Genomic DNA, 1,569 nt, shown 5'->3' on the forward strand with positions numbered 1-1,569 from the left:
GGGTCTGGCCACGGATTTTGGCATCATGCAATTCGTCGAGTGTCCCAGTACGCGGTCCATTGTCCGCTTTCGCGTAGGGCGACGAGGTTCATGAGGTCGGCTGCGTGATCGGCGTCCCACTTCATGCCGGTTCGTTTCAGGCGCAGCGTCAGGTTCTTGCACATCGCTTCCGTCGGGCCTGAGCCGATGTCCCACCCCTTGGCCAAGGCCTGCGGATACTCCACCATCTCCCAACGCTCCACGAGGTAACGCCGCAATCGGCGCAGGCTCTCTTTTTTGGCTGGCGAGCGTATCTTCTTGCCCAGCTCCTCGATCGCCGCCAACACCGCCCGCCCGCCGATATGCTTGATCTCTTGGAGTTGCTTCTCCGCCCACGTCCCGGCCTCCGGTCCGTCGCCCAGGCAGCACTTGGCTGTCGACCAGACGTGCTCACTGAGGTGGAAGAAGTCCAGCAGCATCGCGTTCAGCTTCTTGAGGTGCTTAAGAATCTGGTTGCGAATCCACGGTCCGCCATCGGTGAGCGACAGCGTCTGCTGGGCCTCTTCCAGTTGGATCGCATCGGCATGGAGCCGCAGCAACTCTCCAAAACGCTCATGATTGCCTTGCGTCGCGAAGACATGCCGGCGCGTCTTGGACTGATCGTAGAACAAACCGATCTTCATTTCCTTGAAACGATCATCGCTTCCTGGACGAGGCTTGGGCAGTGGCCTCGTGTTTCCCACTCCCGCGCGACCGCGCTGCTGACGGCGGATCGCCTGCTCTTTGCGGCGTTTGTCTTTTTCCTCCTGGGTCACGATGCGGACCATGACCCCGTCGGTGCCCACGTACACGCGCGTCGGCTCACCGAATCCCGCCGTTGCTTCCGCCGCCGACCAGGCGGGTTTCAAGACGCCGCTTTCCCGAACCCGCGCCGCCTCGCGGCCTTGCGACTCGGTAACCTGACGAAGTCGTTCCTTGCTCACCCGCAGCCCGGAGAACGTGCGAAGGTCGTCCGCGCCCTGGGCGAAGTCTTGGATGACGCCCATCGTGCAACACAGTTGCAACGCGCCCGGCGAGACGATCCCACCTTCGATGCCGATGATCGCGTCGACCGGATACTGACCTCCACGCTCCTTCGACCAGAAGTAACGGCGGATCAACTCAATGTCGCCGTCTATCGTCAGGACGTGAACGCCGTGCTTCCCCTTGTTGCGTAGCGGCCCCGCTTCCACCAGTGCCGGGTTCGGAGGGGGAAAAAGTCCCGGCTTGCCGGGACGAATCCGCGTCGATCTTGGCCTGAATGGCCGCTTGGTAGCTCTCCTTCATCACCTCAAGAAACGCATCCCGGAATACGAACTCGCTGGCCGCAATCCATTGCCCGTCCGGCGCCCGCTCCACCGCATCCAATCCCTTCGCGTAGGCTTCCCGAAATCGCTCCGTCATCTGATGCATCAAAACATCCCTGTCCATTCCAATCTCCTATCAAGCCAAGGACCGTTACCATGATAGGATTCTCGCACGTCCGCAACCCTCGCGCTAGTAAAGTGGGGCGCGCAAGATTCGCGTCAGCCCAAAGGAATGGCCACACCC

At 61.3% G+C, this 1,569-nt stretch carries 2 protein-coding genes; both read right to left on the reverse strand.

From position 1 onward, the window contains the following. Positions 1 to 23: 23 nt before the first annotated feature. Positions 24 to 1,211 carry a hypothetical protein gene (locus tag Q7L55_11930; GenBank protein MDO8733257.1) on the reverse strand — a complete coding sequence of 396 codons (1,188 nt, stop codon included), beginning with the start codon at positions 1,209 to 1,211 and terminating at the stop codon, positions 24 to 26. Next, on the reverse strand, positions 1,141 to 1,449 hold the full coding sequence (locus tag Q7L55_11935; protein MDO8733258.1) for a hypothetical protein: 309 nt from the start codon (positions 1,447 to 1,449) through the stop codon (positions 1,141 to 1,143). The genes Q7L55_11930 and Q7L55_11935 overlap by 71 nt, the downstream gene beginning before the upstream one ends. Positions 1,450 to 1,569: the final 120 nt, after the last annotated feature.

The organism is Actinomycetota bacterium (assembly GCA_030650795.1).
GTDB lineage: Bacteria > Actinomycetota > Actinomycetes > S36-B12 > S36-B12 > UBA11398.

What these genes read in the sequence shown, in the direction of transcription:
- Q7L55_11935 (MDO8733258.1), bottom strand. Translation starts at nt 1,449, where the DNA reads ATGGACAGGGATGTTTTGATGCATCAGATGACGGAGCGATTTCGGGAA.